This is a genomic window from Lichenihabitans sp. Uapishka_5 (assembly GCF_033947565.1).
In the GTDB taxonomy this organism is placed as follows: Bacteria; Pseudomonadota; Alphaproteobacteria; order Rhizobiales; family Beijerinckiaceae; genus Lichenihabitans.
In genome coordinates, this window is sequence record NZ_JARPVX010000026.1 from 37,046 (window position 1) to 47,332 (window position 10,287).

At 61.3% G+C, this 10,287-nt stretch carries 11 protein-coding genes; 10 read left to right on the forward strand and 1 reads right to left on the reverse strand.

Annotation, left to right across the window (positions count from 1 at the left end; genetic code table 11):
- Positions 1-111 precede the first annotated feature (111 nt).
- Genes P7D22_RS11590 through P7D22_RS11610 form a run of 5 tightly spaced genes read left to right on the forward strand, consistent with a single transcriptional unit; the run spans position 112 to position 1,550 of the window.
- Positions 112-381 carry a type II toxin-antitoxin system RelE/ParE family toxin gene (locus P7D22_RS11590; RefSeq protein WP_319934391.1) on the forward strand — a complete coding sequence of 90 codons (270 nt, stop codon included), beginning with the start codon at positions 112-114 and terminating at the stop codon, positions 379-381.
- Positions 378-695, forward strand: coding sequence for a helix-turn-helix domain-containing protein (locus P7D22_RS11595; protein ID WP_319934392.1), 318 nt, complete (start codon positions 378-380; stop codon positions 693-695). The genes P7D22_RS11590 and P7D22_RS11595 overlap by 4 nt, the downstream gene beginning before the upstream one ends.
- A gap of 55 nt (positions 696-750) precedes the next feature.
- A complete protein-coding gene (locus P7D22_RS11600; protein ID WP_319934393.1) occupies positions 751-978 on the forward strand; it encodes a hypothetical protein in 228 nt (75 codons plus the stop codon).
- The gene (locus P7D22_RS11605; RefSeq protein WP_319934394.1) at positions 975-1,181 is read left to right on the forward strand and encodes a hypothetical protein; all 207 of its coding nucleotides are present in this window, start codon (positions 975-977) and stop codon (positions 1,179-1,181) included. Before P7D22_RS11600 ends, P7D22_RS11605 begins: the two co-directional genes overlap by 4 nt.
- 54 nt (positions 1,182-1,235) lie before the next feature.
- The gene (locus P7D22_RS11610; protein ID WP_319934395.1) at positions 1,236-1,550 is read left to right on the forward strand and encodes a hypothetical protein; all 315 of its coding nucleotides are present in this window, start codon (positions 1,236-1,238) and stop codon (positions 1,548-1,550) included.
- Positions 1,551-1,942: 392 nt separating this feature from the next.
- Here the strand turns inward: P7D22_RS11610 and P7D22_RS11615 are convergent, their stop codons facing one another.
- Positions 1,943-4,039, reverse strand: coding sequence for a catalase (locus P7D22_RS11615; protein WP_319934396.1), 2,097 nt, complete (start codon positions 4,037-4,039; stop codon positions 1,943-1,945).
- 195 nt (positions 4,040-4,234) lie between these two features.
- Here P7D22_RS11615 and P7D22_RS11620 point away from each other — a divergent pair, with 195 nt between their 5' ends.
- The 5 genes from P7D22_RS11620 to P7D22_RS11640 all read left to right on the forward strand — a co-directional run bounded on the left by P7D22_RS11620 (position 4,235) and on the right by P7D22_RS11640 (position 10,270).
- Entirely contained in the window at positions 4,235-5,386 is a 1,152-nt protein-coding gene (locus P7D22_RS11620; RefSeq protein ID WP_319934397.1) for an IS110 family transposase, read from the forward strand.
- A 542-nt stretch (positions 5,387-5,928) separates the two neighbouring features.
- Positions 5,929-7,128 carry a hypothetical protein gene (locus P7D22_RS11625; protein ID WP_319934398.1) on the forward strand — a complete coding sequence of 400 codons (1,200 nt, stop codon included), beginning with the start codon at positions 5,929-5,931 and terminating at the stop codon, positions 7,126-7,128.
- Between the two features lie 97 nt (positions 7,129-7,225).
- Positions 7,226-7,495, forward strand: coding sequence for a hypothetical protein (locus P7D22_RS11630; protein ID WP_319934399.1), 270 nt, complete (start codon positions 7,226-7,228; stop codon positions 7,493-7,495).
- Positions 7,450-8,607, forward strand: coding sequence for a metallohydrolase (locus P7D22_RS11635; protein WP_319934400.1), 1,158 nt, complete (start codon positions 7,450-7,452; stop codon positions 8,605-8,607). Before P7D22_RS11630 ends, P7D22_RS11635 begins: the two co-directional genes overlap by 46 nt.
- 4 nt (positions 8,608-8,611) lie before the next feature.
- A complete protein-coding gene (locus tag P7D22_RS11640; RefSeq protein WP_319934401.1) occupies positions 8,612-10,270 on the forward strand; it encodes a thiamine biosynthesis protein ThiF in 1,659 nt (552 codons plus the stop codon).
- Positions 10,271-10,287: the final 17 nt, after the last annotated feature.

A 10,287-nucleotide genomic window follows, 5' to 3' on the forward strand; every position in this document is an offset into this window, starting at 1 on the left:
TCTTTGGGCGCCCCTACCTTGAAATTGCATTTCATAGCAAAAATGGTATAATCAGGCATGAGTTGGCGCGTTGAGTTTCTGGACGAGGACGTTTTCGCGGCCCTGACAGCGATGCCGGCCGACATCCAGGCCGCGTTCCGGCGGATCGTCGAGATGATCGGCAGCCACGGGCTGGAGCGGATGCGCGAGCCCTACGTGAAGCATCTCGACGGGCCTGTGTGGGAGATGCGCATGAAGGGCAGGGACGGCATTGCGCGCGCCGCCTATGTGACCGCGACAGGCAAGCGCGTCGTCGTCGTGCATGTGTTCGGCAAAAAGACCCAGAAGACGCCGCGCCGTGAAATCGAAACCGCCCTGAGAAGGGCTAAGGAGGTCCAATGACCCGCACGTTCATTCCCGTCGAAGAGGCCTTCCGCGAGTGGGACAAAAACCCGGAGTTCCGGACAGCCTATGCCGCACTTGAGGAGGAGTTCGCTCTTGCCTCGGCCCTGATCGAGGCGCGCGCCCAGGCCGACATGACCCAGGAGCAGGTCGCCGTGGCCATGGGCACGACCCAGACCGCGATCGCCCGCATGGAGAGCGGACGGACCATGCCCTCGACCCGCACCCTTGAGCGGTTCGCCAAGGCGACCGGCACCAAGCTGCGGATCAGCTTCGAGCCTGCCGCCCCCGGAACTGCGGCCGTCCATCCGTGACCGTCGAGCAGCTGGTCGAGCGCGTGCTGCGGGACGCTCTGGCGGACGAACGGCTGTGAGCTGGCACTATCGCGTCATACGGCACCCCGACAGATCGCTGGCCCTCCACGAGGTCTATTGCGACGAAGCCGGCCGACCCGATGGCTGCACGGTAGAGCCGATCGGCTTTGTGGCGAATGAGGAGGAGGGGCTGTCCGGCATCGTCGAAGCCCTCGAAATGGCGCTGAAAGACGCGCGCGAGCGTCCGATCCTCGACATGGCGTCGTTCGGGACAAAGCAATGAGCTGGAAGGACCAGAAGGCATGGGAGGCCATGCTCGACGCCGATCCCAAACTGAAGGCAGCCTGGGACAGCTATCTCGGCCAGCTGGAGCAGGACGCGGCGATGATCGCGCAAGGCGTCAGGCCGACCGGCCAGGCAATGACCAAGGCCGCCAGGCAGGTGCTTGACCAGGCGATGGGTCAGAACGCCGCCAACGACGATTGACCCCGCCGTTCAGACCGAAGAAGATTCCGGTTCGCGGACTTCGGAGCATCGTCCATGCCGGCCATCGATCACGTCCGCGCCCTGATCGATCAGGCCAAATCAGATCACGGCGCGGTCCGCGAGCTGGAAGAGCTGCAATGTCTGATGCTCGCCTGGCTGTCCGAGCAGAATAGGGGCGATCGAGCAGCCGGCCCTCGGGATGAACCTGCCCTTGCAGTTCTGGTCAGGTTTGACCGGCACGAGTCGCAGATCCTTGACCTGTTGGCGGGTGCGGCGGGCGTTCCGTCCAGGGCCGTAGCGCAACGTCTTGTTGCCCATGCGCTGTTCCACCCGGAGATGCGCGAAGCAGCCGTGCAGGGCGAACCGTGATCGTACCGGCGTACACCTTCAGTCCCATGACGCGGAGCGCCATGCTGATTGATCGCCTGGCAAAAGAGAGCGGCCACTCGGCCGCGGCGATCCTCGCCCATATCGGGCAATGTCGCTCGCGAAACACCCTGCTGAGTATATGCAGGGACCTGATGTTTCATGCTTGGCGGACATGGGACACGTCGGCCGAAGATGGGTGGACGCCGAGGAGGAGCTTTATCGGGACAACTGGATCGGTTTCTCACGCGCCTTACTCGACGGTGTTGAAGACAGGAAGCCATGCCCAAATTGCAAATTGCCCTGCCTTCCGGGCATGCCTGACGATGCGATGCATCGCGTATATCACGGTTAAAGAGCGCTGCCGGTAAAGGGCAGCGCTCTCTCGATATGGCTTAAAATACGGTGCGCACCGAAGGCTCGCGCGCCCAGATCCGCCCGTTAGCGGCCGCCTGCAGGAAGGCCTTGTCGTGGCCGCCCATGGCAATCACGCCTGCATCTGGAACGACGCCGGCCTTGTCCATCAGCGGCTTGGCCGCTGCAGAATGCCCGATCACCTTGAGATGCGCGAAGGCGTCGTGCACGAAGGCGACTGCCGCGGCTTCCTTCGCCAGCATTGCAGCGCCCTCAGCCGAAAGCGCTAGGACTACCGTGTCGAACAGCACGGACGGCCCGCCAGCTAGTTGGAAATCCGCCCGGATCAGGCCGCCATCACTGCCCTTGGCGCCGCCCACTTTGGGCGCGATGACCTTCAGCTGCGCGCCCATCTTGGTGGCCTCGGCTTCGAGGGCGGTGACCATCTTCGGGTCGGTGCCGTCCGCCACCAAGCAGCCGATCAAACGGCCTTCCAACGTCGGCTTGGCCTTAGCCAGGATGCTGAGCATCGGCGACGGCTTCAGGTCCGTCCGTACCGGCACCGTCGTCGGCGCCTTCGCGATCGGGCCCTCATAGCCCAGCCCGTCGGCGACGCGCTTGGCAATGGCTTCGTCCACGTTGGCGAGACGGCTCAACAGCTTCAGGCGGACCGCCTCGGTTTCCACCTTGCTCAGCTCGAAAATGAAGGCCGAGACGATATGGTTCTGCTCCGGCTCGGTCTGGCTGAAGAAGAACAGCCGGGCCTGGCTGAAATGGTCGGCGAAGGTCGCGGAGCGGACCTTCAGCTTGTCGCCTTCCTCGTGGGCAGGGAAGCTCTTGAAGCCGATCGCCGGATCGGTGCGCTCCACCGTGGGATCAAGCGAGCTGGGCGAATAGGAAACCCGTCCCTTGGGCACACCCATCTGCATATGGCCGTCACGCTGGAAATTGCGGACCGGGCAGCGCGGCGCGTTGATCGGCAGCTGCGCGAAGTTCGGACCGCCCAGACGCTTAAGCTGGGTATCGAGATAGGACTGGTTGCGGCCCTGCAGCAGCGGATCGTTGGTGAAGTCGATGCCCGGCACGACGTGGGTCGTGCAGAACGCCACCTGCTCGGTCTCGGCGAAATAGTTATCCGGATTGCGGTCGAGCACCATGCGCCCGATGACCCGCAGCGGGATGACCTCCTCGGGGATCAGCTTCGTCGAGTCCAGGATGTCGAAATCGAAGCTTTGGGCAAATTCTTCATCGAACAGCTGCACGGCCAGCTCCCATTCGGGGAAGCTGCCGGTGTCGATCGCGTTCCACAGGTCACGACGATGGAAGTCCGGATCTCCGCCGCTGATTTTCAGCGCCTCGTCCCACACGACCGACTGCATCCCGAGCTTGGGCCGCCAGTGGAACTTCACATAGGTCGATTTGCCGGCCTCGTTGACGAGCCGGAAGCTATGGACGCCGAAGCCTTCCATCATCCGGAAAGAGCGGGGGATCGCCCGGTCGGACATGATCCACATCAGCATGTGGGTACTCTCGGGCGACAGTGACGCCCAGTCCCAGAACGTGTCATGCGCCGTCTGCGCCTGCGGGAAGCCGCGATCCGGCTCCTGCTTGGCGGCATGGATCAGGTCGGGAAACTTGATCGCGTCCTGGATGAAGAACACCGGCATGTTGTTGCCGACCAAGTCCCAGTTGCCCTCCGAGGTGTAGAGCTTGACCGCAAAGCCGCGTACGTCCCGGGCGGTGTCGGCCGAGCCCATATTGCCGCCGACTGTCGAAAAGCGCGTAAACAGGGGGGTCTTCACACCGACCTCTCCCAGCACCTTGGCCTTGCTGAACTCGGCCAAGGAGTCCGTCAGCTCGAAGAACCCATGCGCCGCCGCGCCGCGCGCGTGCACCACACGCTCAGGGATGCGCTCGTGGTTGAAGTGCGTCAGCTTCTCCAGCAGCGCGAAATCCTCAAGAAGCACGGGACCGCGCTGCCCGAACTTGAGGGAGTTCTCATCGTCCGCGATCACGCCGCCCTGGTTGGTTGTCATCGGCGGATGAGTGCCGCCGGCATTCTGGTGCAACTCTCCTCCCGTGCCGACCAGCTCGGCAGTGAGGGGTGCAGCAGCACGAGGCGACTTGTGTTTCGACATGCGAATTCCGTTCGGTATGGGTTGGCGACGCCGGCGGCGATCGACCGCACCTTAGCAGACGGACTGGAAAAGCTGGAATTGTTCTACAAAGCCGCTTTGGACGGCGAGGAGAAAGATCCCATGATGATCGTTGGACGGCGGCTCGGGAACGTCTCAGAGTTGGTTCGCTACCAACCGGTTTGAAGGGATCTTCCCGTGTCAGCAGCCCCTCTCTCGTCTGCCGCTATTCGCGTTGACCTTGGCGCGATCTTTGTTTCGCTGGAATTGTCGAAATCAACGTGGCTGTTGACCTCATTGTCACCGGGCAGCGAGAAGATGTCCCGTCATTCGGTGCCTGGCGGCGATCTGCCGGCATTGCTGACGTGCTTGGAAGGATTGCGTGACAAAGCCGAGGCCCGCGAGGCTATGCGCTACCCGTTGATCGTGATCCAGGAAGCGGGGCTCGATGGCTTCTGGATCCATCGCGCGCTTGCCTTGGAGGTCGACATCACCAGCCATGTGGTCGATGCGGCGTCCATTGCGGTGTCGCGACGGCATCGGCGGGCAAAAACGGACAGGATCGATGGTGAAACGTTGGTCCGCACGCTCATGGCGTGGATCCGTGGTGAGCCACGGGTCTGCTCGATGTTGCGCGTGCCGACGATCGAGGAAGAGGATCGTCGTCGGATCGGGCGCGAGCGCACCGCTCTGGTCAAGGAGCGAACGCTGCATACGAACCGGATCAAGGGTTTGCTTTTCAGCGTCGGAGTTCGGGAATATGAGCCGAGCCGAAGAGATCGGCGTCGGTGTCTGGAAGAGCTTCGAACGGGTAGCGGTCAACCGTTGCCTGCTCACCTCAAGGCGATGCTGGTTCGTGAACTCGACAGGCTGGAGTTGCTGATCGAGCAGATCAAGCAAGTCGAGGCAGAGCGAGACAGCTTGGCGGCTACGACGGCATCATCTGTTCCACAAGCCATGCTCGCGACGATCAAGGGGATCGGCCCGGAGTTCGCGAGTGTTCTTGCCGGTGAGGGACTGTTCCGTCATTTCGACAATCGGCGCCAAGTCGCAGCCTATGCTGGGCTCGCGCCATCGCCTTGGTGCAGCGGCTCGATCAACCGCGAGCAGGGCGTTTCCAAAGCCGGTAATCCTCGGTTGCGCACAGCGATGGTCCAGGCCGCGTGGCTGTGGTTGCGGTTCCAGCCGACCTCGGCCCTGACACGCTGGTTTCAGGAGCGCGTCAGTCGTGCTGGCGGCCGTGGCAAGAAGATCGCCATTGTCGCCCTGGCTCGCAAACTGCTCGTGGCGTTCTGGAAATTTGCGACGGGCGGTGTCGTGATCGAGGGGGCCATCGTTGCCAAAGCCTGATCGACCCTGCCGGTATATTGCTATTCCCGAAGCTTGATCAGCTCCGGGGGATCCAGGCGTGCGGACCGAGGTAGACCATGGCTTCAACAGCCGGTTTGAAAGAATGGTGCCGCCCTACTGAGCCTTGCCCCGAATGAGGGATTGTGGTGCAGCCGTTTCGAACGGCGACCGGATGTGAGGTGGTACAGGCAAAGCGCTCGCTGCCGGTACTCGTGACATGGCTCAACTGGATCCTATCGTGAAAATACAAAGCATCTGCACCAACCGCAAATAGCCTCTTGACCCCGGGGATCATCATGTGAGGTCTACCTTTCACCCGCTAAGCAGGCCGATCATCAAACCCGGTTTCCACTCCATCTTGCCGCACCGGCTAATTGTGCGGTGTGCCAGAACGGACATTGGGCGTGTTGCCGGCTTGGTGGTCGCACGATGCGATCAGATGGCAACGTCGTTCCTGGCCTTCTTCAAAAAGGCTGCCCTGCGGCATCGGGACCAGATACATCTACGCCACCTAACTGATTGTCGGTCGCTGGAGGCGTGAAATGCCGCGCTGCATCTACTGCACGTTGGACAAGCCTTTGGATGCATTTGACCCGGAGCACGTCTTTTCGCGCGGCTTGTGTGGTCCGGGCCAAAACTGGACGCTTGGGAAAGAGGTCTGTCGAAAGTGCAATGGGCGGTTTTCGGCTTTCGAGGCCCACTGGATGCGCCAGGCCATCGAGGCAACAGCGCGAAATTTTCATGGCTTGCAGACGCGGAATGACACGACGCGCTTTGATAGACCACAGCCTGTCGAGATCGACGATCTATATTGCGTTAACAAGGGTGATTGGATCGTATACGAAGCCGGATTTACGTTTCCTGCCGATCATCATTACAGGCCGCAGCTAATTCAAACGCCTACTGGCTTGCTATGTATTGCGGCATCAATAGATGATGGCGAAAAATTGCAGGCTGCGCTTAATAAAGTGAATTGGCAAAGCGTAGAGGTAACTATCCCATTTTGGCAAAAGCGGCATACCGATTTCTTGATCGCTGAATTCGAACCGCGCCCGCGGCAGGGCTATGTCCTCACCAGTTATAAACGCGAGCAAAGGGCACGTGGCTTGTGGTTGCGGGACTTCCCTCACGACTCGCTGCTGAAGAGAGATCGCTTTATCGATACGGAACATACTATCACGACGCGCATGGCACTTGACCATCGTGGTCGCCTGTACCTACGCGCCGCCAATATTGAAACAGTACCAGCTTTCCTCAATCTCTGGGGATTGCAACGCTTTTCCACCGAAGTTCCTCCCCAGCCAACTGGGCGAGGAGAACAGACCATGGTGTTCGGTCTTCATCTGGACCTCGTGAAGATTTATCAGGCCGTTATGAAGAACGGGCTCAATCTATTCACCCATTTCTACGGCGCTGCTGCGGCGTTGGATCCGACATTGGACCCACTTCGCCGCATGCTAATGGACGAGCCTACAAACAGGAAACGTGTGATGCAGCACTGCCGCGTATACGATGCTAATCCTCCTGACTTTCCGAAAAGTGGTAATCCGTTGGAGCATCGAATGCAGCTGGAAATGAACACGGGCGGCGCCCTTTATTTTCGGATGCGCCTTTTTGATGCTCTCGGTTACGAAGCGTTTCTTGGCATGGTCCCGGCGTCATTGCGGAATGGGTTTCAAACACGGCGCGCAGTAGTCGATTTTACCGGTGCGGGAATTTGCGAGGTCGCAAGGTGGCCCTGATCAGCAATGCAGACGCCACAATCCGCATTGTGCACGTGACCGGGGCACGACCCCACGCTGCTGTTCCGTCACGGTTGGCATGACATGGAAGGCCAGATTGTCCGACCTGAAGAAGATCGTGCAGCGCCAGAACGACGGGAAGATCGCCCGCATCTACTCGACCGGCATGCGCGAGCAGTTCGCGGACGAGTTCAGGTCGTTAAAGCAGGTCGCGGCCTTAGAGGCCATTGTCAGGGCCAATCGACCCATCGGAAGCGTCGCCCTTGTGCTGGGAAAAATTCAACCTATTTCAAGAACAAACCATGCACGCATGAGATTTCCATGGCTGCCAAGACGTCTCATTTCAAGGTCGACAACGGCGACATGACGCTCGTTGAGCTGGAAAGCGCCCGCAACATCCTGATCGACTGTAAAATTAGGGTTGCGGCCGATGACGAGAATGATGTGGATGTGCCGGATGTCGGCACCCAGCTTCGCGATCGTTTGCCCCGCGACAGCGCTGGCCGCCTGTACGTCGATGCCTTCCTGCTGACCCATCCGGACCAGGATCACTGCAGCGGGTTGATGCGCCACTTCCATCTTGGCCGTCCGGACACTTGGGTAAAAGCCGACGACAAAATCATCATTCGTGAAATGTGGTCCTCGCCGATCGTCTTCCGGCGAGCCGATCGCAAGAACAAGTCGACAGGTCACGTTTTGTGCGCCGACGCCGAAGCCTGGCGCGGCGAGGCGCGCCGCCGGGTCAAGCTGTACCGGGCTCAGGGTTATTTTAGCGACGGCGATCGTATTCAGATCTTTGGGGAAGACGCCGAGGGCAAGACTGACGACCTGCTCCCCATCCTGGTCTCGGCGGGATCCGCCTTCTCCCGGATTTGTGGCGTCACCGACGGCACGTTCGAAGGGTTCCTCCTAGCGCCCATGCTGGCCGACGACGACGAAGAAGCCGAGGTGCTTTCTAAAAACAATTCAAGCGTCATCGTTCAGCTAACCATCGCAGGCGATGGCAAGGCGGATGCCGGTCGCTACCTGTTCGGCGGGGATGCCGAAGTCGCCATCTGGGAAAGGGTCTGGGACAAATACGCCGCCGACAAGCTGGCCTATGAGGTGCTGATTGCGCCCCACCATTGCAGCTGGCACAGCCTTTCCTGGGACAGCTGGTCCGACCTGAATAGCCGGGCTCGGGTGTCGGCCAAGGCCCGAAATGCCCTGTCACAGGCAGCCCCGGGCGCCCTTATCATTTCGAGTAGCGTCGAGATCCACGACGATGATCAGGACCCGCCATGCATTCGCGCCAAGCGGGAATACCTCTCCATCTTAAATCCCGGCCGCGGCTCTTTCCGGTGTATCGCGGATGAAAGCGGCGACGGCCCGCTCGAAGTCCGGGTCGGCTGGTACGGCATCAAGCCGAGCAAGCTGGCGCTCGGGGCCGGCGTGCTGGGGGCCACAACAGTGGGTTCCGAAGCGCTCGCGCATGGCTAGCCTCATGCCGCCGGCCGTGACCCGGGCGATCCGCATCGCCTGCGCTCATCCGGCGGTGCTTGAGGTGCGCGTCAGCGAGGATGCCGAAACCGGCATCATTCAAATGGACTTGAATATCCAGCAGGAACTGCCGTCGGCCTGGCGCGCCGCCGGCGAGAGTCCAAGCCACGTTCGGGCCGTTGAAACGGCCATCATCCGGTTTCCGCCAAGCTATCCGCAGCGCCCGCCCCGAACATACCTGAGGGAGGATTTCGATCGAACACACCCGCATTTGCTGCCGGGGCCGTCGGATCAGCTGCCGCAGCCTTGCGTGGTCAACGGCTATCCAAGCGAGCTAATTCAGGCACGAGGGTTTGAGGGCTATCTCGACCAGCTTGTCGACTGGCTCGACAAGGCCGCCATGCTTGAACTCAACAGCGAGCAGCATGGCTGGGAGCCGGTGCGCCGATACCATGTAGACGACGAAATTATCGCCGCACCAGTGCCGCTCCGGGGGATGTCAGGCCCCGGCGGGGATTGTGCCGTCGTCCGCACGGAATTCATCAGGTTCGAGCTAGGCGAAGGCAGACGGCTGTTTCGTATCGCGCTCAATCTCGGCCAGCATGTTGCCCTGGACAGGGCCGGGTGCACCATCACGCAAACAGGCGAACGCGTATTCAGAGGGTGCGGCGTCGCCTTGATCGTTGGCGCGCCAGACCGAGAAGGCAGTTCCACCATCATTGGTACGCCCCTTCCGGAGAGTGTCGCCACGGTCGACGGTCTCCTGGAGCGGGCCAGGCACTATGGTTGCGAGTCGGCCCTCAAGGCAAAACTTGATCATATCGGCCTCATGCTGGCGCAAGGCGGCTTTACGGCGACGCCGCTCGTGATCGTCTTCCTCGTTCGGCGGCCATTCCGGGTAGTCGGGTCAGATAGCCCGATCGAGATCCGTCCTTACGTTCTGGATCTTCAGCCGGGCGAAGGGCTGCTGTTGAGTCGTGGCGACGTCCGCCTTTGCGGCTTGCGCGAGGAAATTACCACTGCGCTCATGAGGCGCGCGGCCGGCGACGACGAAGGCTCACCGTCGCGGCCCTGGCTCCTGCTCGGCTGTGGCAGCGTGGGATCGAAAATCGCGCTTCACCTGGCGCGCCGCGGCCAAGGACCGGCGCGGGTGCTCGATCGCGCGATGATGTCGCCGCACAATTATGCCCGTCATGGCCTCTTGCCCGAGCCGAACGCCAGGGGAGGGCTGATCATACCAAAGGCTGAGGCACTGACGCACTCGCTTGCCGGCTTCCACTCTCCTGCAGACGCAGAATTGACCGACATCGGCAGCCTCGTCACGACCGTGGAAGGCCGGCAGCGGTTTGATGTCGACGGCCTCGTTTTGAACACGACAGGATCGAGCGCCGTTCGCGAAACGCTGGTCAGCCAGGCATGGGAGAAGCGACCCCCATTCGGAGAAGCCCATCTTCTCGGCGCGGGCGCGGTCGCCTATGCGGCTTTCGAGGGTGCCGGAGGCAATCCCAGCCTGAGCGATTTGGCCGCCGAGTCCTACCGGCTCATCGCCGCCGATGCGGATATCCGCGACCAAGTCTTCGGGGCCCAAGCCGAGGCCATCCAGATAGGCCAGGGCTGCGGCACCCGGTCGTGTCCCTGGGCGTGGTGTAGCTCCGCAGCGTAGCGGAGGTGACCGCCCGC